This window comes from Cupriavidus sp. DF5525 (genome assembly GCF_040149425.2).
GTDB classification, from domain to species: domain Bacteria; phylum Pseudomonadota; class Gammaproteobacteria; order Burkholderiales; family Burkholderiaceae; genus Cupriavidus; species Cupriavidus pickettii_A.
On sequence record NZ_CP168265.1, the window covers coordinates 2,936,894 to 2,958,437 of the forward strand.

The following is a 21,544-nucleotide window of genomic DNA, read 5'->3' on the forward strand; positions in this document are numbered from 1 at the left end:
TACGACCGCTTAGGCAACAATGACCGGCCATCTACCTTAGAACTTCTGAAGGACGCAAACGGGTCGACTTCTGCCTCCCGCGATCAGTTCGTCGAACCGCCAGGTGGATCAGGCGCTTACCGGCTAGAAGCGGACTTCACGGACGGGCGGCGGGCGACCGCCCCAGGTTCAAATGCAGTTGTCGCGTGACCGGCAACTCCCAACCCAACAGCTTCAGTCCCTATTACGCTTACCCGCCTGATCGGGGGTACAAATGCGCATGATCACGTCGATATCCTCTTTCATGGCGTCGAACTACATATTCACCCTGTGCTCGCACGGTTCGAGCGAAGGCAGCCTTCCGTCTATGCACAGGGGACAACGATTGGTCCGGAAAGAGCAGACTGCCTGCCTCCTTAGGTGCGGAGACATCAGGGAAGCCTGCCGTCCCAGAAAACGATGCTCTGCCGGGACCATTACCAATAATTGCCGTCAAACAGGTTTGCAAAGGTTAATTCTGCTGGCGATCGACGAGTTCTCGGATCGACCAATGGCGTCATTTGGAGGCGTGCCCCACCAACCTGCGCCAGGGTCCTGGTCCTCTGTTTGACCGTCCATCGCTATTGATAGAAGCGGTTATCAATAGCGCGATCGACGTAACCCCGGCCCTTCAGGAGCACCCTCCCCGGGACCGACTGGATCGACCAGCGAAGGTTGGTCGAGCCCCCAGCCTGCGGCAGACCGCGTCGAAGCAAACTGCCGAATTGACAGTTGATTGCCTGGCGAACAAACCTCGCGATTGCCCCCTGGGTTTGACCGACCTTCCCGCGCACCACTTCTTCGGATCCCACATTTCCCGACGACACCATGGGCACGGTGCGGACACATTCTTGCTTGCAAGACCAAACTCGATACAGTCATGTCACGTGGCATGACCGGGAAACTTACCTCGGTTGCCTGCAGCAGTCCTTCAGGATTGGAAAATGTCTGACGCCCGGCCTCCCACACGCACGCAGTCAATATGTCATGCCGAACTCGATCTCGGTCCGCGACTCACCGCCGCCCGGTTCCACGAGCTTGCCGCGGCACCGCTCACTGTCGAGTGGTTCGCGAACTTGGGCAACCTACGCACGCGCCGCGCCTACCGACTTGACCTCTCTGAGTTTATGGCCTACACGGGCATCGCGGAAACTGGGGAGTTTCGGCTGGTCACGCGCGCTCACGTACTCGCGTGGCGGGCGTCCCTCGAGGCCCGCTCATTGTCGGGATCGACAATTCGTCGCAAATTAGCCGCTTTGTCCTCCCTATTCGACTACCTGTGCGATCGCCATGCGGTGTCCAGTAATCCAGTACGAGGTGTGCGCCGCCCGAAAGTCGACTGCACCGAAGGCAAGACGCCAGCACTGGCTGACCACGAAGCGCGTGCCCTGCTCGACGTGGCGCCGATCGATTCAGCCAAGGGAACGCGCGACCGCGCACTGCTCGCGGTGCTCCTCTTTCACGGGCTGCGCAGAACTGAACTCTGTGCGCTGCGTGTGCGAGATGTCCTTCTGCGTAGCGGCCTACTTCACTTCCGTGTCCATGGCAAGGGCGGAAAGATACGTCATTTGCCGCTACACCCGCAGGCCGCCGAACGTCTGTACACCTATCTGGAATTGGCGGGCCATGGCAGCACCCCTGACGCACCTCTGTTCCAGTCCTTGCGTACCGCAGGTGCAACGCTGACACCGGATGGGGTATACAAGATCGTGCAGGCTTGGTCGGCACGGGCCGGCCTGTCCGTATCCGGCCTAGGCGTACATGGCCTCCGTGCAACCGCCGCGACTTGTGCGCTTGAGCATGGCGCCGACCTGGCTCAGGTCCAGGCGTGGCTTGGGCACGCCAACATTTCCACCACGCGCCTCTACGACCGCCGGCACCAGCGGCCTGAGAACTCACCGAGCTTCAAAGTGAATTACTGACACGCCATCGGGGAGGTGCCAAGTGGCGTTGGCACCGGCGCCGGGGTTATGCGAGGCGCGACCTGCCGCATGCCTTCGCCGGGAGCTTAGCCAGCGGCGCGTCGCACTCCATGCCGCGCAATGACCACTTGATCGGATAGGAACGTGCTGCCTGCCCACCTTCGGCAACGCAAACGGCAACACTGAGCATCATCCTCGCCTCCAAGCTCTAGCACCTGACTGGAAGCATCGCACTGACATTCCCGAGCGGGCGAAAGTACCGCACGAGTATGTCTGCGGGACGTCAATGAAGTGACTGCAAGGGGTTTGACGGTCAGTTTCCAGGCCGCGCGTCCAGTTGACGTCCTATTGCAGTACTTCTCGCGCCTTGGGCAGCATAACCGGCGCAATCCCGCCACGTGATTGATGTCTTTTTGAAGTACTTTCCCGCACTGGAGAAGTACAGCGCCGCGACTCCAGCGCTGGCTGGCCGGCCGAGGATGGTCGGCCGGCCATAGAGATGAGCGGCTTTGAAGAGACGCACACCAAGTGCGGCTCGAAGGCCCTTGGCGGCAAGCTCCACGCGGAGCTCGGACTTGAAACCCCGAGAATCGCCGTCGCGGATTCGCGTCAAAGGTCCATTTCGGCCGCTACGCGCTCAAACGCTTGCTTGAAGCATGGAATGAGGACACCTTTGTCCAGGTTGTACGCGGTATCCTCGCGAATCAGTCGCATGTAATTTCGTACATCCAGATCGAAGCCACACGATTCGAAATACCGTTGCGTTTCGGCGACCAGGAACGCGACGAACCGAGGCATCCGCGAGACAGCTTCCTTTGTATCGATTAGCCCATCTCTTTCTGGCGCCCAGAGCAGGTACAGGGGGTTCTCATGATGAGGGCCGAATCCGCTCCAGCCAAACTTCGGAAATCGCGTCCGTGCTCGCCACTTCGGATACAGGTCACGCCGGTACGTATAGAGGCACTGGTCCGTCAGTGTGATCATGAAAAGACTGTGGACAAAGTTCGTACGATGACCCCGTGGAATGCCCGCCAAATCGGTAACCACGCTGGCCCATGCCTCACCGCCGAAGAAGAGGGCATGGTTGTCCTCCATGATCTCGCGCGCGACGATCCCACTCGGACGACGCAACGTGAGACGCGCGAGCTCTCGAGGAAACGCGTTGTGGAAATATTCTTGCATGTCTGTGGTAACGTGCTCGGCGGTCATATTGGTTACCCAATGGGTGACTCCAGATGGCGGTCGACGTTGCTAACGGCACGCCGCGAACCTTCTTGAACGGAAAGGTGGCCATTGGGACAATGCTTGCTGGTTGGCGGAACGGCCACCTCGAAGCCCTTTGCATTCACTGCCGCAAAGAGTTGGCATTCCTTCTTCAGTGCGGCGGATATTTTCTCCAGATGTGCTCGGCAAACGATTCGTCGACAGCGTCAATGCCAACGTCCCAAGAAGGGAATCGAGCCAGATCATCAGCGAGCTCCGCTATAACGTCGCGTAGCTCAAGCTGCTCGAGCCACGCGGGTGGAATCGCCTCCACGCCAAGTTGGGCCCCCAGCAGATTGCCGGTAATTGCACCTGTGGAATCCGAGTCGCCATCGTGATTCACAGCCAGTATTACCCCCTGACGAAAGTCCCGGGCAATCAACGCGCAATATATGGAAATGGCCAAGGCTTCCTCCGCAACCCATCCTTCGCCAAGACTGTCGACGGCGCTAGCCGGCGACACATTGGAAGCGGCCAATGCCTCTGCGTGCTCGATCGCCTGCAAGGTCTCCTCGTGGCCAGCATGCTGCATCAAGTTAGATTTGGCGACCGCCAGCGCGGCGCGTAGCGTGGCCCCATTCGCCAGCTCGTAGATAAGTACGGCCAGTACGCCTCCCGTCAACGATCCGGTCGGGTGCCCATGCGTCAGGGCAGCGAGTGCGGTGCCCAAGCGAAACGCCTGCCTGGGCGATCTCATCGAAGGCCACCGAAGTGTGAACAGACCGACGGGCGCGACGCGCATCACGCCGCCGCAGCCCTTGCTTTTGTTGGTCGCGGGGACGCCCCGGCGCTCCATGTCGCGCAATGCCGATAGACAAGTATTGCCGGGCGCGCGCCGACTGTGCAGTAGCTTCTGCTCGAATAGCCAGCCAAGTCCACCAGGGCCGGGGGTCATATCGCACGTGGGCTCAACTTCTTGCGTTTGCAGCCATCGTAAATACGCGCCGGCGACCGGGCCTTCAAGTCGGCCCATGCCCCGCGTGACGCCCCGCACCCAGCCACCTATCAGTCCCGACGCCGTGAAGAGCGTCATCTGTGTGTCGTCGGTGATGGTGCCAATGCCACCGTAGGCCGGTGCGAATTCGGTAATTCCGTCAGGCCCGAACGTGCCAAGGATTTCCTGACGCGACATGAATTCGACCGGCGCCCCCAGGGCGTCCCCAACCGCGCCGCCCAGCAGGCACCCGCGATAGCGGCTGGTCATACTCAGGTCGGCAGCGTTCGCAGCTTGGTTTGGCGTTTCGTTCTTGATGGCAGTCGTCATATGATCCCAAATTGAGCCGACCGGCGCCCGGTCGGCTGTGTCTCATAAGGCAGTCGAGGGATGCGGATTGAGGCGCTAGATCACGGCCTCCCAGGGCAGATCAAGATCTTCACGGCCAAAGTGGCCGTACGACGCCGTGGGATAGTAAATGGGGCGGAGCAGGTTCAAGGTTTCGATGATCCCTTGCGGCCGCAGGTCGAATTCCTGCGCCAGTACAGCGGCGATGTCGCGCCGGCCGGAGGCTTCGGTGCCGTATGTCTCAATGGAGAAGCTGACCGGATCCGCCACGCCGATGGCGTAACCGACCTGCACAAGGGCTCGCCGCGCCCAACCACGGGACACAACCTGCTTTGCCAGGAAGCGGGCCATGTATGCTGCCGAGCGGTCTACCTTGGAAGGATCCTTGCCGGAGAACGGGCCCCCGCCATGCGGCGCTGCGCCGCCGTATGTGTCCACGATGATCTTGCGGCCGGTCAACCCGGCGTCCCCTTTTGGGCCTCCCGTCACGAAGCGTCCCGTCGGATTGATCAGGCAGCGCAGGTTTCCAGCGCGCAGGTGTTCAGGGATAACCGGCGCAATGATGTTCTTCCACACCTCGGCGCGCAACTCCTCTAACGCGATGTTTTCGTCGTGCTGAGTCGAGAGCACGACGGCCTCGATTCGCGTCGGTTGACCGTCGACATAGCGGAAGCTGACCTGCGACTTCGCATCAGGCTGCAGCCAAGGCAATGTGCCGACCTTCCTCACTTCAGCCTGTCGTCGAACGAGACGGTGTGCATATACGATTGGTGCGGGCATGAGCTCCGGCGTCTCGTCCGTGGCATATCCGAACATCAGGCCCTGGTCTCCCGCGCCGAGCACGCCATCCGCACGATCGACACCTTGATTGATGTCCTGCGATTGCCCGTTGAAGCGAATCTGGATCTCGCAGCGCTGCGGGTCAATGCCCGTCTCGGCATTCGTGTACCCTGTCTCGTACAGTACCTCACGCACGAGACCCTCGGCGGACTCGCGCACAGCGGTATAGTCAGCCGAATCTTTGGTCCGAAACTCGCCAGCAACGATCACGCACTGATCCGCGAGAAGCGTCTCGCAGGCAACCCGAGCGTGACGATCGCGTGCCAGGAAGGCATCGAGAATGCGGTCGGAAATGCGGTCAGCAAGTTTATCGGGATGACCCTCGGAAACGGATTCCGAGGAAAACAGACCATTTCGGATGGACATGCCTATCCTCCTGTGTGCAAGCAAGCCGGGTATGGGGCGGGGGACAACACTCTCGGCTTTGCATCAATTGAGCAAGGCCGCTGCCGGTTCCCTTCTGTACTTGTCAAAATCGATGAGCTCATCGTCGTTCTGCTTTCTTACCAAGAAGTCAAGCATGGCCCCGAATCGACGAGCGATGGCCGCAAACTGACCGGCAATCAATCCGTGGTGGTAAGGCAGCATATACGACACACCCAAGTCGTCATCGTCATCGAGACGGAACGACGGCAAGAGAATATGGCCGTTCAGACCATGCGCGTAAGCTACCTTTTCATCTTGACTTGCATCAGCCCGTAGCGGCAGATACGCACGCAGAAGCAAAAACTTCTGGTCCTGCAGCACTTCCAGGCAATAGGCAAGCCCGCCTTCGGTGCGCAATTCGATGCGATCCGGGTCCGGCGCCTGCATCGAGAAACCGCTATCGCTCAGATGCTGCGAAAGTTTCTAAATGGAAACTTCGTCTTCACACCAAATTAGTGCCATGGGCGTGTCTCTTATGAAAATGGGTGTCAAAGCTGATGCAGTGACATGGCGCCCATACGCATACTACGGCCGCTACTCCCGAGTCGGTCGGAGCGCTTCCACCGTTGGTATTCCTCATTTGCGAGGACAGTCGCGATGCGACAAGCAAGACGCCGTTGTCGAACGTCGTGTTGATCTAGCGAAGAAGAACTAGCTCGGGCACAGCATCGGCACCCGCCCAAACGATGGCATTCTGGCAATATTCAACGCCCAGTTGCCGTGCTTCGCTCGATGACAGGCCAAGAACAAGGAAGCTTGCTTCACCTGGCCAGCCATTGGAGGGATGTTGGCCAACCCCTGCCAGAATGGTGAATCCGCGCTGCCGCAAGCCTTGTTCGAGTGCGGCGTGGCGCTGCGCATTCGCAGCGTCGTCCAGTTGTTCACTAAATGGATTGCACGCGGAGATGAACGCGCTGCAATCCACCTCGGCGGCGCGGTGCAAGACAAGAAGCGCCGAGCAGAACTCTCCCACTTTCAGCGTCGCCAATGGATCTTCACCGACGTGATAGTGGGTTTCCCGATAAGCCTCGATCGTATCGAGCGGAATTGCTGATGCAGAAAACATAAAACCCTCCTTAAAGGAGGGCCGACGCGTCGCCCGATTGGTTGCTCTTTGCAGAGCCACATTCGCTTTCGCGATCCACCTTGCCCGGGAGGCAGGTTGGCATGGGCGTCGACGTCGACCCAATTCTGAATGCAGAATTCATTAGATCACACGGGGTTGACCCATGTCAAGAGAAGGCAGGCTCAGCGCCCCTTGATCAACTGACCGAGGGCGCTTTTCTCTAAATTCAATGGGCATCATGGCAGGGTGTCCAGACTAGAGACATGCAGGCCCGAGATCCAAGTGCCTGCCTGGGCCACAGCTCAACAGCTTCGGATTCCGCAGGAACGACCGTGTGACCGCTTCGCCCAGGTGAGCGGACGCCTCGCTTACGTTGCGCATTTCGTCGTCGGCCTCAATCAGTCGTATGATAATGTTTGTTTCGCGTCGAGTAGCGGCAGGTGTCTAGTGCCCCGCAGACCGCGGCCCCTACGGGACGTTCGAATTGGTAATCGTCGATCTCGACCCCTCATCGCGCCAGCGCGGTGTTTGGCGATTTTGAAGACCTGGACGCCAAAAGTTTGACAAGCTAGCGCACCAAGTCACAAAAAATTGGCAGGGATCGGGGTGGTCGGGCCCTTGACGGCCAGAAGCGGAAGCTCATCTGCCTGGCTCACGCATCCAGGTATTTCGATTTACCGCACAATGTACGCCGCAGCCCCGCCAGCATTAAGGGCATTTCACAAAGCCTATAACGTATTGTTTCTGAGTAGCCTTGACCACCATGAAGATCACCCCAACCACGCTCACGCTTAAGCAGTTTTTCTCAGTAGGCAACGAGCAGTTCCTTATCCCCGCCTACCAACGCCGCTATGCATGGGGCCAGCGCCAGCAGCGTGAGTTGTTCGATGACCTGCGGCTGCTTGCCTCAGGAGACACGCACCTTTTGGGCACGGTGCTGTTCCTCTCGGACACCCACAAGCCCGACATCAACCAGCTCGAACTCGTGGACGGCCAGCAACGCGTCACGACCATCACAATCTTGATGAGGGTACTGGCGCGTCGATTTGAGCAAGAACAGAAGGAGAACACTGCGCAGAAAATTGCGGAGTTGCTGCAGTGCGAGGACGTTGAAGGGCAAGTGATGCCGAAGCTTCAACTGGGCGATCTGGATCATGGTGACTACGTGCGCATCATGGATGGAGGCGATATCTCGGAGGTCGAGAACTATTGCCTGGCAGGCGCTCACGAGTACTTCACCGAATGGGTTGGGCAGTTGTCCGTGGATGAACTGAATGCGTTTTTCCACAAGCTCATGAACAGTGCGTCAATCATTCGGTTGGACGTTGGTGCAGCCAAGGATGCCTACAAGCTGTTCGAGACGATCAACAACCGGGGGTTGCGGCTGAAGCCAACAGACATCATCAAGAACTTCCTGCTGGGGCATGCATCTTCCCTGCCCGCTGGCACGCTGGACAAGGTGAAGGGCGACTGGCGCAAGTTGATCGTGGCGCTTGACGGGCTGGACAGCGATGACTTCTTCCGCCAGTGGCTGGCGGGCAAGTTGCACCGAAAGGTCACCAGGAGCAAGCTGGTGACCGACTTCAAGGCCTACTACCTGCGTCATGTGCAGGAGGCCGAGAGCATGACCGAGTTCATGTCTTCCACCATAAAGGACGACGAGGACGAGGAAGACTCCGAGGATGTGGCTATCCTCGGTGAGGAGGATGAGGCCACGGAGACACCAGTCAAGGTCAAGAAGGTCAAGCTAACGGTGTTTGCCACGGCATTGCGCCAGTCGGCCGAGCTGTACTCCAAACTGCTGTGGGGCACGACCACGTCCGCCAAGGTCAATCGGCACATTGGCAACCTGTGGCGAATCAAGGCGTTCCCTGCCTTCACGTGGCTGCTGGACATGTTCGGACGCAAGAGTTTGGACGAGAAGGCTCAAGTTCGATTGCTGAAGGCATTGGAGGCCTTCATGATGCGCCGGCATATCTGCGAGAAGCGCACCAACGAGTTGGAGACGATCTTCGCACACCTGAGCAGCATTGCCGACAAGGACTACGAGAAGGCCGTCTTCGAGATTCTGAGGGGACACATGCCCGAAGACGATGAGTTCGAATCCTCCTTCGCCTCGTTCCCTTTTGTGCCCGCAGTGATCGACCGTGCCCGCTATGCGCTGGAGATGTTCGAGTACAAGGCTATCAGGCACAAGAACGAGTACTACCTAGCCGATCCGGATGATCTGGAGCTTGAGCACATCATCCCGAAGGCAGCCGACAAGGCCAGCACCAAGAAAGACCTCGGCGACTGGCCAAGCTACTTGGGCGACGGCTGGAAGGCCAAGCACGCGAAAATGCTTCACCGCATCGGCAACATGACCTTGTTGGCCGACGAACTGAACGTGGTGGCGTCGAACAACCCGTTCCTGGCCAAGCGCACGGAGTACGCCAAGTCCAACATCCGGCTGACCAACCAACTGTCGACCCTCAACCAATTCAAGTTCAAGCAGGTGGACGACCGATCCAAAGAGTTCGCCGAACACGCCGTGCAGATGTGGAAGGTCTAAAAACACCCCCCTATATTTTTGGTTCTTATATGAACGCGCCTCGTCTTGCTAGGTGAACGCCAGGGTCAGGCTCGACAGAGGGTTGGTTGCAGACTTATATCCGGCCTCATCGCGCAGGCCATGCCTGCGGGCCCTGATGGAATTCGCCAAGAGCGCTCTCATCTTCGCCACGTGCTCGAAGCACCAGAACCAAAGCAGGCTTGCGCTCTTGCGGTCCAACCTGTCACGCCATCATCTATACGCTTACCATCGCAACTTGCTGACGAGGATTCGTCACGTTAAACCAATAGCCACGTGTCAGAGGAGCCGGCGTACGAGCTACGCCGGCCTCACTGACACGTGGTTCTTTTCGAATGCAGTTCCGTGCACCAGCAGCGCCCAAGCAGTGCGAACCATTTTGTTGGCTATGGCCACGGCGGCGACGTTAGTCGGTCGTCTCTGGCGCAGACGGTCGCACCAGATTCCCTTCTCTTTCGATCGGAATAGCACCGTGCGCGCTCCGTGGATCAATAAGGTGCGCAGGTAGACATCGCCGCGCTTGCTAATGCCTCCGAGCCGAACCTTACCCCCTGTGCCGGTTTGGCGAGGTACCAGGCCGAGGAAGGCGGCCAGCTCTCGTCCTGACTTGAAGGCTTTGGCGTCTCCGACGGTTGCAACCAGCGCAGTGGCCGTGAGCATGCCAATACCCGGGATGGCGGCGACCGTTTGACAGTCCACCTGGCGCTTCTGGCAATCAGTCAATTGCCGTTCTAGGCCGGCAATCTGCTTGTCCAGGTCATCGATGCGACTGAGTTGGTCGCGCAGGGGGTCAAACAGACAGCCGGGCACCACTTGTTCGATCTGATCAAGGTGCTGCCGGATCTCCGCCAAGCCAGCTCTGCGCCCGGTCTTGAAATGTGTGCCGTACTCGTACAGTAAGCCCCGCAGTTGATTGACCTGCATGGTTCGCATCTTGACCAATAGTGCGCGCATGCGATGCAGAGACAGGACGGCTTGCTGATCCTCGGTCTTGGGCTCCACCGTTCGCATCGCTGGTTGCTGTGCCGCGGTCCAGATCGCATGCGCGTCAGCAGCGTCCGTCTTGTTGGTCTGGACGAACGGGCGAACGAATTTGGCATGCAGTAACTTGACCTCGTGACCCAGCGACGCGATTCGGCGAGCCCACCAGTGAGCGCTGCCGCAGGCCTCCAGCGCCACCTGACCTGGCTTCCGCTGGCTGAGGAACTCGATGAGTGCCTGTTTCCCAAAGCGCCGGCTCCCGATCTCACCGGTCTCGGCTTCAACCCAGTACAGGTGGAATACCCGCTTTGCGATATCAAGGCCGTATGTCGTAGTATTCATTTTGGGTCCCTCCGTTCCTCTAGTGGTGGCGACACCTACCACTCTGGCACATCGATGCCGTTCGGTCCTGGAGGGGCCCCATCAGATTCATGAGGCCTCAGCCTTCTCGCTACGGCTCGGGACGGAGCGCGTTCATACCATCTTCGCCGATCTGCGTGATCGTTTAGAAACAAAAAGGGCCAACCGCCCACCGCTGGTATCTTGGAGTTGCGACACAACAAGAATCAGGAAGGTGGAGGTTGGCCCCACGCGATTGTATGGCCCGGCTCGGCTGCTGGGAAGGCTATCGCTTGCGCGATAGCTGGGAGGAGACCCGTAATGGGCAGCGTTTTTGCGTCATCTGGCTGGAACCCAAGGCACGTCGGAGGCGGTGCTGCGATGGCTGTGGTCGAGGTGTTAGCGGTATCCACGACCGAGTGGAGCGGCGCGTGCGGGATCTTCCGGTGTTCGAGATTCCGGTAGAGCTGGTCGTGCCGCGGCTTCGTCTAGCTTGCCGGCGATGTGGCCCGAAGCTGGAGCGCCTGGACTGGCTCGCACCCTATGCACGGGTCACGACGCGGCTAGCGGCCAGCGTAGCGCGACTGTGCAAGGTTATGTCATTGCGCCATGTCGCGGGTTTCTACCGGTTGGCCTGGACTACGATCAAGCGCATCGATCTTCGTCATCTGGAGCAGGAACTGGGGCCGGTCGACCTACGTGGCATCACGGTGATTGCGATGGACGAGTTTGCTATCCAGAAGGGCCATCACTATGCCACGGTCATCGTCGAGCCTTCGAGTAAGCGGGTGCTCTGGGTTGGACGCGGGCGCTCGCGTGAGGAAATCCGGCCTTTCTTTAAGCTGCTTGGCCCTGAGGGCTGTGCCCGACTGCGCGCCGCGGTGATGGACATGAATACCGCCTACGATCTCGAAGTACGGATGCATTGCCCGCAAGCCGAGGTCGTTTGTGACCTGTTCCATGTGGTGGCCAAGTACGGCAGGGAAGTCATAGACCGAGTCAGGGTCGATGAAGCCAATCGGCTGCGCGGCGACCGGGCCGCCCGCCAGGTGGTGAAGTCATCTCGCTGGTTGCTGCTGCGCAATCGGGAGAATGTCACGCGTGAGGCCGATCAGATCCGGCTTGAGGAAATACTGGCTGCCAATAAGGCACTGATGACCGTCTACGTGCTCAAGGACGACCTCAAAACGCTTTGGGCATATCGGCATCCCGGCTACGCCAGGCGCTTCTGGCATGACTGGTACGGCCGGGCCATGGCCAGCGGCATCGCCCCGCTATGCCTCTTCGCCAAACGGCTCAAGCCATACCTGCCAGGCATCCTGGCCCACAGCCGCTGGCCACTGGGGACCAATCTGGTGGAAGGCATCAACAACCGGATCAAGGTAATCAAACGCATGGCCTACGGCTTCCGCGATGACCACTACTTCTTCCTGAAGATCCGGGCAGCCTTCCCCGGAAATCGGTGAAGAACCATATTTTTGCGCCCTACAGGCCAAAATATCGGGGGGCACTAGTCCGCTGCGTCATTGAAATGGCACCGGGCGAATTCGTCGCGATGGATCGTCGTACTTCCACTTGATTGGCTTGGGATCCTTGTTGTGTTGACGGATATAGCGCATGAGCTTGCGAGCCAGATCATTCACCGAGGTGAAGATCCCACGTGCGATGACATCGCGCTGAATGCGCGCGAACCAGTTCTCCACTTGATTAAGCCAAGACGTGTAAGTCGGCATGTAGTGCAACCGGACGTTGGGATGCTCACTGAGGAAGGTACGTACGAGATCCGTCTTGTGGCTGCTAACGTTATCGCCGATCAAGTGGATTTCCTGCTCCGGCCCTTGACTGACGACAACGTCAGTAAGGAACGCCACGAATTGCTCGCTGGTATGGCGTAGTGCGGTCTTGCCGATCACCTGCCCATTTGTCGTATTGAGTGCGGCGAACAGGCTGAGCGTGCCGTTACGTTTGTATTCAAAGCCGTGACTCTCGGCGCGCCCTGGCGACAGCGGCAACATCCGGTCCTTGCGATCCAGGGCCTGAATTGCGGTCTTCTCATCCACGCAGAACACCACTGCATGCGCTGGCGGGTTCAGATACAGGCCGATGACGTCCGCGGCCTTGATCTCGAGTCCGGATCGTTGGAGATCATGTGCTTGTCCAATCGATGCGGGCGCAAGCCATGTTTGCGCCAGATGCGCTGCACGGCCGTGACCGACACATCTCCCAATTCCGCCGCAAGCTTGTAGCTACTCCAATGCGTGGACCCATCCGCAGGCTTGCGTTTGAGCGGGTAGTTCAGCACGCGCGCTTCAAGTTTCTCGGGCGGCTGCAGCGGCGCTCGTCCAGGGTGGCGCGCGTACAAGCCGGACAGTCGCTCGGCCAAAAACCGACTCGACCATCGCGAGATGAAGCGCGAGTCGCAACCGAGCCGTTGCATGATCGCCTCACGCGATGTGCCTTCGTCAAGCAGCAGGATCAGCCTTGCTCGACGCGCATCTGCCGCACGTACGGTGCGGCTCCGAGTCGCCGCCTGCAATTGTTCACGCTCAGACTCGGTCAAGTTCATCTTTTCCATGCACCTAATTCAATCACAAACGGGTGCTTTTTCAATGACGCAATGGACTAGTGGATCGTCTGACCCATCTTTTCGATCTTGGCCAGGAGTTCCTCGCCCGTCATAGCTTCCGACCACTCGCCAGCGCGTTCCGCTTCAAGAATCTGCTCGGCGAGCTCAGGGTCGACCCAGTCATCGTTGTTATCGGATTCCATACCTTGTCCCCTCCCGTTAAAAATCCTCCGCCCGCTTTTCCCAGTAGCCCGGGGCGTCATGGTGGGCATTGCGCATCGCGAACCCAATCGACAGCGCCCAAAACCTCATCTTTGGCAGCCGGAGCGTGCCGTCCGGGTTCTCCAGAAAGTGTTCCAGCTTCAGATAGAGGGGGTCATCGCGATCGTACGCCATGTCGATGTAGATCGTGCCGCGATAGCCCATGACCATCCAGTCATTACTGGCAATCTCCCCGCATTTCTTCCAGGTGTACCCGTTGGCATCCAGCCACCCAATCACCTCTTTGCGAGATTCGTTCTCCTCCCAGTGCTCACGGACCGCAACCCCCGCCGAATCTTCAAAGAAAGTCAGATACAGGACGTCCCGCCCCACCTGGCGGGCGATCGCGTCGATATGTTCGATGAGTCGAGGCATGGCAGTTTTCTTGAGATGCGGACAGCGATGATATCCAGGAATCTGGTCAATTCGTGGCCAGATTGTTAAGATGTCTGCAGGACCCAACACACTCCGCCATGAACAAAAACAACAACGACCGCAGCCAGCTCAGTGAGTTGGCAACCGCCGCGCTTGAGTTGATGGCAACCCGCCCCGATGGATTCCCGTCCAGCGAATTGCAGGCGGCGCTTGGAATGCACGGCGAAGTACGAACGATCCGGCGCGCATTACGGGAACTCGAGGACAAGGAGTTCGCTCGGCCTACCGGCGCCACGAAAGGACGCGTCTGGAACGCTATCAAGCCGGTACCGTCTTCCCGCCGGCCCACCGTCAATGAGTCCATCGCCCTGCTCACCCTCCGGCATCTGGCATACCACCACCTCCCTTCGAGTGTCGTGGGATCGCTTGAGCCCGACTTCGCAGCAGCGGAGGGCGTACTGAAGGCGCACCCCACTGCATCGAACCTGGCCGCCGCCCGCATCTGGATGGACAAGACCGCCAGGCTGCATGGCGGCTACCCACTCATTCCGCCGGCGATACGGGAAGATCATTTCCAGATTGTTGGCCACGCGCTGTACAACGACGAGTCTCTGGACATTACCTACCGAACCTCCCTTGAAGCCGAACCCAAACAATACCGGGCAATCCCGCACGCATTGATTGAGAAAGGACCGCTCTGGTACCTCGTGGTCAAGAACCGGCGAAGCTCCGGGAAGCCTGCCACGCCGATCCCTTTGCGCATGGACCGGATCGTCGACGTGAAGCCGGCTGGCATCGACCTGCCCCGCGACAAGGCGTTTAGCCTGGACAAGTTCATCCGGCAGGACCGGAGCATGGAATTCTTCGCCGGCGACCCGGTCCAGATCCGGCTTCGCGTCAGGGAAATCATGGAGGATGGCCAGCGGGTCGAACACGCTTTCCGTTCGCTGAAACTCAGCCCCGATCAGACTATTGAAGACCTCGAAGGCGGGTTCATGCTGACGGCCACCGTCGTGCCCTCCATTCCCCTGACGAACCTGTTGCTCGAGAAAAGCACCACTGTCGATGTCATATCGCCGCTTAGCATGCGGCAGGACATGATCAGCCGACTGAAGCGGGCCTTGATTCAATACGAAGATCCCTCGGAGGCCCCGGAGGTTTCTGGACACCAGCCGTCCAGTTAGCTTCCTACTATTCAGATCGTTCTCACTTCTCGGAGCATGTCATGCCCCTCGAAACGATCCGTGATGTACATAACCGCGTGATGGGCTATATCGCCATGGACGATCATGATAACGGCCTGGCCCGCGACGCTCACATGAAGCTGCTCGGCCGCTACAACGCCGAGCACGACTTCACCTACGACTCCCACAACCGCCCCTTCGGCCGCAGCAATCAGTTGTCGGCCCTGATCTACCGCGCCGCAGACTGACGCATGGCCATGTGGCTCCCCTCTTACGACGTCTTCGACGCGATCTACGCGGGCACGACGGGCGTCGGTCACTATTTTGTGCCCGCCGATCGTCCCGGGCCCACGTCTCTGGAAATACACCTTCAGGATCTGGACCCGATCCTCGCCGTGGGAAGGCGCTGCATTTTTCGAGCATGCACCGATCTACAGCATGGCGGATTACAACAAGCTCAAGACTCCCTCATCACCGCCGGCGAACACTTCTTCGTCTACTGCATTCAACGCCCGCGCCTGGGCAGTTCTGCCGAGCAGAAGCTCCCGCATTGGCCGCGCATGGTCTTCGCGCCGGCGTACGAAAACGACTCGGGTCCCATTTGGCACGGACACAAGTAGCGGCAACAAAGCGATCACGCATATGGGACGACAGCAATGTGCATACCACCGAGAGACATCTGGGTGCCAAGCCAGCGCGAGTTCGAGAAGTGTTGGGCCGGACAGGAACCAGCCGGACACTACTTCGGCACGCCGCTTCACCCCGATCCAGCAGCCTACAAAACGAGCTGGCGTATTTGGACGCCCGGGTATCGCTATGAGGGCACGGCGTTCTTCGTCGATGCTCCCGTGCTGTGCACGGCAGAGTTCAAGACGCTTGAGGAACAACTGCGCAGCTTCCGGGTGCCGTACTTCGTCTACAACATCAGGAGGCCGCGGGTACGCGATCGCTTCTGCGCGGCATCCAAGTCAGCGTATCCAGTCGGGCGATCGGCACTAGGACCTTCTCACAGTCTTTTTCGATGCCGCAATGTTCGCTTTCCGCATCCGCCATCTCCTTGTAAGACAGCACAAGCTCGGCTTCCTTGGCGTGCGCGGCGTAGATATGATTCTCTGCCGCAAGCCGCAGGCGCCCGTGTTCGGTAGCCGATTCGCCGATATCCCTGATCAGCGCGGACATCAGCGCCGCATTGAATTCCCCAAGACGTGGCTGAACGCTGTGAGATTTGATCAAGAGCGATGAGGGAAGCCGGAGAGCTTCCCTAAAGCGTAGTGCACGCGCCCCCCCTGAGGGAACCATGCACGAAACCCTGAAATCGCGCCGGCCCCTGTGTGAAATCGAAGTCACCGCCCTGACTCTGATGGCCAGCCGGCCTGAAGGCCTTCCCTCCGGCGAACTAATTGAGGCGATCCTTGAAGCAAGGCCCCTCCACGGGAAGCCACGGACGGCCAGACGGGGCACTGCTCGCCCTCAAGGAGACGGCGCTAGCGGACCGGACTGGCAGAAGCAAGGGACGGATCTGGAAAGCCAAGGCGCCGGCGCCCAAGATCCTGCGGCCATCCGTTGACCATTCGATCGCGCTCCTGACCTTGCGGCACGTCGCACACTGGCATCTGCCCGTAAATCATCGGCGCCCTCGAGGACGGCTTCGCTGCGGCCGCCCAGGTGTTCAACGAACACCCCGACCGCTTCGAGCCTGGCGCCGGTGAGATATCGGTTCAGCATCTTGACGCCCGCCTTCGACGCAATACAGGTCAGCCCGCCACATTAGGGAACTTCGGGGACGACCACTTCGCCGCGCCGGCCGAAGACTCACGGGCATCGATGCTCTGGCAACAAAGGACGGAGTGCTGCTGCTTGTTTCAAGCAAGAGCAGGATCTACGACCGCGAGTACGACCGGGATACCTATCGCGTCGTCGAAAATGCGCGCTCTAGAATCGACGAAGCTGTAGCCCAATGGGATTCCGTTGTGGAAGACCTCAAGCGAGAACCTGCGGGGGACAACTTCGATTTTTCAGCCTTCACAGAGATTGTCGGCGTCGTATGCACGCCCTTCCCAATTTATACCTGCAGCGAGCAAAGCTTGCGATTTGTTAAAGAGGGACTGCGGGCGAGCTGCTCCGCACACGAGTTGCGGGACTGGCTGCAATGACGATCAACAGGTTGCCGCATGGCACCCCCCAAGGATTGATACATGTCCGATGCCCCGCTCCCCTCGTTCATGCTGGCGCCCCCATCGCATCCGGCCGCCAATCTGCGACTCAGCGTCGCCCAGTTCGATGCGCTCCCCGCCGCCCCGGCTACGGCCGAATGATTCGCCAATCTGAGCAACGCCCTCACCCGCCGTGCCTACCAGCTTGACCTCGGCGAATTCCTGACCTACGCCGGTATCGCGCGCCCCGAAGACTTTCGCCTGATCACGCGCGCGCATGTGCTGGCGTGACGCGCGTCGCTCGAGGCCCGGGCGCTTTCCGGTGCCACTATCCGCCGCAAGCTCGCCGCCCTGTCCTCGTTATTCGAATACCTGTGCGATCGCCATGCAGTCGCCGGCAATCCAGTCCGAGGGGTGCGCCACCCTCTAGTCTAGCTGCTTGATAACACAACGCCATTTTCGCATTTCCCCGTCGGATCGGAACTACATAAATTGTCTTCCTGACCCCTCTCGTTTGCCCTTTAGTGGCGCGAATGTGCGATTTTCTTTACAATCGATGCGTCATTTGTCGCACGTTTGTATTGCGGCAAATCAGTGTCAGTGAAACCAAGCGCGCTTCAGGTCTGGTTAAAACCTGTTGTTCTCATTTGGCAAGATTGCCGCGGGTATGTTGATGGCCCTTTCTACCTCGCCTCACTTTAGCGCGCGAATCCTACACCGTTCGCGCGCCAGCGCGTTTTAAGGTTGTTTGGCACTCTCGCGTCTGCGCCCCCTTCCCCCGCGTTTCGGCGCCCTTCTCCCCTTCGCGTCGGCGCTAGTTGTCGCGACCCCGTGCCGTCAAGCATGGGGCATAGTGCCGCCCGCGTCACTTTTCCCGGAGGTCGCGCCTAGCAGAATGGAAAGCCCCAGCCTGAACTGGCGACGAGACCTTGTATTCATAAGAGTCGGACTATGGCAGCCACACCTCAATCCTCTTTCGCTGAGTTTTTTGCCGTATTTTTTCTGGCACGCGGAACCTCCGGTCCTGCGGGAATCCCACTTTATGGTTACCAGGTGTCCGCGAGTGAACTTGAAGAGCTCGTCGCCATTTTGCGCAAATTCTCGCGACATGTCGTGCCGCCGGCCAACCGCCGCCTTTGGGATGCGGCGTTTTGTTTGTTCGTCTCCGAAAGATTCAGGCGCGACTACGATGCAGGGCCGGATGGGTGGGCTTGGGGTCCGTTCGAGCAGGAACTGCGCTGCCAGCTCACCCCTGCGGTGCGCCGCGACATTGTTCACAATGGTCTCACGTACTGGAAGCGGACCGTACGTCAGCATGAGAGCGGGAATGACAACTTGCTCGGGTCGCTTTTTATCGAAGGTGGGCTGCCCTGGCCCCTCGTCAAGAGCGAGCATCACGGCTTTGGGCGCGTCGTACGCCGGGGGCTGAAAAACTACTACCGCGCCCAATCCGGGCTGAAAACGCTCGCTGAGATGTTGGACGACGGCAAGGATGACCTGCCGCAAACGTTCCGCACTGTTGAAACGCTCGAATTACTCGCTGGCATTGTTGAGCATCTTATGGATCTGGCGACTCGTCACGAGTTGCAAGGCAGGCCTGATCCGGCGGGGTATCTCGACGAACGAGATCCGAGTTGGCGGCGCAACTTCCCGCTGCCGTTGGACGAGGACAACGCGCGCACCTTGATTAACGAATGGCTGATCGATGCAAGTCGCCAACGCGCAACCCGCGAAGCACAGCAAAGGGAGGATGGATACTTCTCCTGCATGCATCGACTTCTCGACGATGGTGATGTCTGGTGGTATCAGACTGATGTCACCATTCCGCGCACCGCTCGGTTCCAAATGGATCCGAGTATCGTCAACCCCGGCCGTCTTGAGCTCGCCTTCTTCGAGGGCGACCGTTTGTTGGCGCGCGCGGGCACGGCGTATGGCTGTCGTGACCCTGAGACACAAGAGGTTAAGGTTCGCTTCTTGCAAACGAACCTGTCCCTGCGTCGTTCAAACCTGGGCGACCGGCTGACACTTCGCCTGCTCGCAAACGGTCGCGTCGCTTGTCTTGTTCCCTTCGATAACGGGTCCTTCGCACTGAACGATGCGCCTCTGGTTTTCGAGTTGCGTGGAGATGAATGGTGGTTTGTCGCGAGTGCGTCCTGTTCCACTGCGGCGAGCCGTGTGCGTGTCAGATTACCCCAGGCATTGGCCTACGTGGGTGCCGATGTGCGCGTGGTGCGCGAGGAAGACAGCGGACCCAGGTGGATCGAGGCCGATTCGGACCTGACAATCCTATCTGCTAACGGTGACGGCGGCGAACGTTACTCGGTCCGTCTCAGGGGTGCTGGACAGTCTCCGTGGACGCTGTCGCTTAAGGGGCAAATGGCCTACTACGAGTCGGTGCCGACCGTCGTTCACCGTGGCTGGCCGCGTCTGGAGGTAACGAAGCAGCCGGACGCAACTAACCCAGTACTTCGTCAATACAGTAACCGGCTCCCCGTCACCAACGCGAATCGTTCGGAGCAATTTGGAGCGATCCGATACTATGTTCGCAACGAAAATAACGACATACTGCTGCAACGCCGCATTGGGGTAGTGCCTGCCGGGTTCAGGATCGACTCCTACCCGGAGGTCGCGGAGCGGCGAGCACGTCTGGTTATAAGGGAATCGCGGCAACTCCGATTGCATGTAGTCGATGCGGAGATTCAATACGAAACAGAAGTCTCGGGCCAGGACACGATGTTGTGGTTGAAGCCTGTTTCGGGACAGCCCCCCTCGTTCTTGGCGCTGGAGGTCTACGGCCAGTCCACCAGCGAGCCGATTCGTTTCAAACTTCCGTATCCATACCTGGGTGCCCGCCTTCTCGATGCTGAAGGTGGCACCCTGACAGACCGAAATCTGACCATCAACACCTTGATGGGTTTGCGCCTGGCCGTGTCCACCACACGAACGGCCCGCACGCTGCTTAGGTTTGAGTTCAACAGCCGGGATGACCGATTCGCGCGAACCTATCCGTTGGGCTTTGATGCGGGCACGAGGCTTATCAGTCTGTTCGGGTACTTGAACGACATTCAGCAGATGCTTGGCTCGGTCCGAAATCAGGACGCCTACCTGACGGTCCAGGCTATGGCAGAAGATCAAAAATTGCTTGAGTTCTACGTGCGTCGCTATAACGGCGTAGCGAATCGCGAGGGTGATGGCTGGGAGAACTTTTACCTGACCAAGCCGACAAGTGCTCAGGTTTGCACGGACGCACGCGTTCAGGCGATGCTCTTGACAGACCCCAAGCAAGCCCCGGTCACGGTGCCAGAGATCACCACGCAAGGCGTTGGCACCGGCCGATTCGGACTGCCTGCATCCATGCACGACGATGGGCCGTGGCTGATCTACCCGGCTCCCGACTCAAGCACACAGTTTCGCCCAGAAGTTCAAGCGGCCGAGGTCAGCCGGACCGACGGCGCCAAATGGAAGGTCGGTGAGATCCGCAGTCTGCATTCGGCGGCTCGCGCCTTTCACCCGGTGCACAACCGGGATGCTTTCGCCGGGCCGATCGAAGCGATGGCTGAGGACCTCGATCATTCTGGTTGGCAGTATCTCGCGAATCTGAAGACGAACTATCACCATTTGCCGTTGTCAGCGTTCGAAGCCTGGCTGGCACTAGCACGTAATCCATCCGCGCTTGCCATGGCGGTCCTTCGCCTTGAGATGATGGACGAAGCGTTCTGCGAGCGCATTCGCGATGAACTCGCCACACTCTGGGAGTGCATCCCGCTTCCACAGTGGCCCGTCGCCTACGGAAAGTTCAAGGCATGGCTCAATACAAAAGGATTCTCGGAGTCGATCACGGAAAGTGTCTTGCAATCCCGCCTCGCGGTGTTGCGTCACGTGGTATCAGAGTGTGAAGAGCTTGGGCGCTATTTGGAGACTGGGGATGCTCGAACCCTCCCACGCGTCCCGCTGGAATCGGTTTTACCTGGGTGGTACCAGACCTTGCGGCGCACCCATGAGGCAAACGACCGCTGGCCGCAAGACTTGGGTCTCCACCTCAAGGAGTGGATTCGCCGGCAAAAATTGCCGGCAGCAGTGATCAATCTGTCGTTGGTGGACTACTCCGATGCGGTGACAATCCTGCCGATCTTCATGGCGTACGTTAGCGCCGGCCTGGCAAAGATTGAGGATTTGCCCGTCTCCGAAGCTCGCCTTAAGTTTTCGATTCGGTTACTGGCCGATTTTGACCGTGAGGCGTGGTACGCCCCTTGTCACGGCATGGTCGTGTCCTATCTCCTGCATTCGCAAAAAAACTGA

At 59.1% G+C, this 21,544-nt stretch carries 17 protein-coding genes, 1 pseudogene and 1 riboswitch; of the genes and pseudogenes, 8 read left to right on the forward strand and 10 right to left on the reverse strand.

The genetic code is table 11. The features are described 5' to 3' along the window. Positions 1-962 precede the first annotated feature (962 nt). Positions 963-1,940, forward strand: coding sequence for a tyrosine-type recombinase/integrase (locus tag ABNX08_RS13735; protein ID WP_349606865.1), 978 nt, complete (start codon positions 963-965; stop codon positions 1,938-1,940). A gap of 609 nt (positions 1,941-2,549) precedes the next feature. On the opposite strand, the gene ABNX08_RS13740 is transcribed toward ABNX08_RS13735, so the two are convergent. The 5 genes from ABNX08_RS13740 to ABNX08_RS13760 form a co-directional block, all read right to left on the reverse strand. Continuing rightward, positions 2,550-3,149 carry a hypothetical protein gene (locus ABNX08_RS13740; RefSeq protein WP_349606867.1) on the reverse strand — a complete coding sequence of 200 codons (600 nt, stop codon included), beginning with the start codon at positions 3,147-3,149 and terminating at the stop codon, positions 2,550-2,552. Between the two features lie 166 nt (positions 3,150-3,315). Further along, positions 3,316-4,467, reverse strand: coding sequence for an ADP-ribosylglycohydrolase family protein (locus ABNX08_RS13745; RefSeq protein WP_349606869.1), 1,152 nt, complete (start codon positions 4,465-4,467; stop codon positions 3,316-3,318). Between the two features lie 75 nt (positions 4,468-4,542). Continuing rightward, the gene (metK, locus tag ABNX08_RS13750) at positions 4,543-5,691 is read right to left on the reverse strand and encodes a methionine adenosyltransferase (RefSeq protein WP_349606871.1); all 1,149 of its coding nucleotides are present in this window, start codon (positions 5,689-5,691) and stop codon (positions 4,543-4,545) included. Positions 5,692-5,754: 63 nt separating this feature from the next. Next, the gene (locus ABNX08_RS13755) at positions 5,755-6,138 is read right to left on the reverse strand and encodes a hypothetical protein (protein WP_349606873.1); all 384 of its coding nucleotides are present in this window, start codon (positions 6,136-6,138) and stop codon (positions 5,755-5,757) included. A 250-nt stretch (positions 6,139-6,388) separates the two neighbouring features. Then, complete coding sequence (locus tag ABNX08_RS13760; RefSeq protein ID WP_349606875.1) at positions 6,389-6,817, reverse strand: DUF3293 domain-containing protein; 429 nt, start codon at positions 6,815-6,817, stop codon at positions 6,389-6,391. 27 nt (positions 6,818-6,844) lie between these two features. Then, positions 6,845-6,955: riboswitch (SAM-I-IV-variant riboswitch) on the reverse strand. Positions 6,956-7,580: 625 nt separating this feature from the next. Here ABNX08_RS13760 and ABNX08_RS13765 point away from each other — a divergent pair. Then, entirely contained in the window at positions 7,581-9,368 is a 1,788-nt protein-coding gene (locus tag ABNX08_RS13765) for a DUF262 domain-containing HNH endonuclease family protein (RefSeq protein WP_349606921.1), read from the forward strand. A 318-nt stretch (positions 9,369-9,686) separates the two neighbouring features. Here the strand turns inward: ABNX08_RS13765 and ABNX08_RS13770 are convergent, their stop codons facing one another. Next, positions 9,687-10,709, reverse strand: coding sequence for an IS110 family transposase (locus tag ABNX08_RS13770; protein WP_349606877.1), 1,023 nt, complete (start codon positions 10,707-10,709; stop codon positions 9,687-9,689). A 239-nt stretch (positions 10,710-10,948) separates the two neighbouring features. On the opposite strand from ABNX08_RS13770, the gene ABNX08_RS13775 reads away from it, so the two are divergent. Continuing rightward, positions 10,949-12,172 (forward strand): ISL3 family transposase, encoded by a 1,224-nt coding sequence (locus ABNX08_RS13775; protein ID WP_374063610.1) that lies wholly within the window; start codon positions 10,949-10,951, stop codon positions 12,170-12,172. Between the two features lie 57 nt (positions 12,173-12,229). On the opposite strand, the pseudogene ABNX08_RS13780 reads toward ABNX08_RS13775, so the two are convergent. The 3 genes and pseudogenes from ABNX08_RS13780 to ABNX08_RS13790 all read right to left on the reverse strand — a co-directional run bounded on the left by ABNX08_RS13780 (position 12,230) and on the right by ABNX08_RS13790 (position 13,908). Further along, positions 12,230-13,281, reverse strand: a pseudogene (locus ABNX08_RS13780) (IS630 family transposase). A gap of 47 nt (positions 13,282-13,328) precedes the next feature. After that, the gene (locus tag ABNX08_RS13785; RefSeq protein WP_349606881.1) at positions 13,329-13,475 is read right to left on the reverse strand and encodes a hypothetical protein; all 147 of its coding nucleotides are present in this window, start codon (positions 13,473-13,475) and stop codon (positions 13,329-13,331) included. A gap of 16 nt (positions 13,476-13,491) precedes the next feature. Next, on the reverse strand, positions 13,492-13,908 hold the full coding sequence (locus tag ABNX08_RS13790; RefSeq protein ID WP_349606883.1) for a hypothetical protein: 417 nt from the start codon (positions 13,906-13,908) through the stop codon (positions 13,492-13,494). A gap of 98 nt (positions 13,909-14,006) precedes the next feature. Here ABNX08_RS13790 and ABNX08_RS13795 point away from each other — a divergent pair, with 98 nt between their 5' ends. Genes ABNX08_RS13795 through ABNX08_RS13805 form a run of 3 tightly spaced genes read left to right on the forward strand, consistent with a single transcriptional unit; the run spans position 14,007 to position 15,712 of the window. After that, positions 14,007-15,092: a WYL domain-containing protein gene (locus ABNX08_RS13795; RefSeq protein ID WP_349606885.1), complete on the forward strand. Its 1,086-nt coding sequence runs from the start codon at positions 14,007-14,009 to the stop codon at positions 15,090-15,092. 41 nt (positions 15,093-15,133) lie between these two features. Further along, positions 15,134-15,340, forward strand: coding sequence for a hypothetical protein (locus ABNX08_RS13800; RefSeq protein ID WP_349606887.1), 207 nt, complete (start codon positions 15,134-15,136; stop codon positions 15,338-15,340). 3 nt (positions 15,341-15,343) lie between these two features. Next, positions 15,344-15,712: a hypothetical protein gene (locus ABNX08_RS13805; RefSeq protein WP_349606889.1), complete on the forward strand. Its 369-nt coding sequence runs from the start codon at positions 15,344-15,346 to the stop codon at positions 15,710-15,712. A 304-nt stretch (positions 15,713-16,016) separates the two neighbouring features. Here the strand turns inward: ABNX08_RS13805 and ABNX08_RS13810 are convergent, their stop codons facing one another. Beyond that, a complete protein-coding gene (locus ABNX08_RS13810; protein ID WP_349606891.1) occupies positions 16,017-16,271 on the reverse strand; it encodes a hypothetical protein in 255 nt (84 codons plus the stop codon). 668 nt (positions 16,272-16,939) lie between these two features. Between ABNX08_RS13810 and ABNX08_RS13815 the strand changes: the two genes are divergently transcribed. Both ABNX08_RS13815 and ABNX08_RS13820 read left to right on the forward strand, forming a co-directional pair. Continuing rightward, positions 16,940-17,245 (forward strand): hypothetical protein, encoded by a 306-nt coding sequence (locus tag ABNX08_RS13815; protein WP_349606893.1) that lies wholly within the window; start codon positions 16,940-16,942, stop codon positions 17,243-17,245. A 951-nt stretch (positions 17,246-18,196) separates the two neighbouring features. Then, positions 18,197-21,544, forward strand: coding sequence for an STY4851/ECs_5259 family protein (locus ABNX08_RS13820; RefSeq protein ID WP_349606895.1), 3,348 nt, complete (start codon positions 18,197-18,199; stop codon positions 21,542-21,544).